Below are 218 nucleotides of genomic sequence, written 5' to 3' on the forward strand. Positions count from 1 at the left end.
TTGTCATGGTAGCCGGCCAGGGCATAGATTACGGCGATTTCATGGACTGAAGCCTGATGCCTGGTTCGGTACTCTTCTACCTTGGCATGGTTGCCCCCTTGAGCATAGCCTTTAACAATTGCATGTATCGAAGCCTGATGTCTGGTTCGGTACTCTTCCACTTTGTCATGGTTTCCAGCCCCAGCATAGGCTTTGGCAATCATGTCTACTGAAGCTTG

The 218-nt window shown here is 50.0% G+C and carries 1 protein-coding gene; it reads right to left on the reverse strand.

Features of this window, described 5'->3' with window-relative positions:
• Positions 1–218: hypothetical protein (locus ACN4Z1_RS16105; RefSeq protein ID WP_419413506.1), on the reverse strand; the 218-nt coding region annotated here is incomplete at both ends.

It is taken from the genome of Legionella sp. ST3F1, from assembly GCF_048553315.1.
Taxonomy (GTDB): domain Bacteria; phylum Pseudomonadota; class Gammaproteobacteria; order Legionellales; family Legionellaceae; genus Tatlockia; species Tatlockia donaldsonii.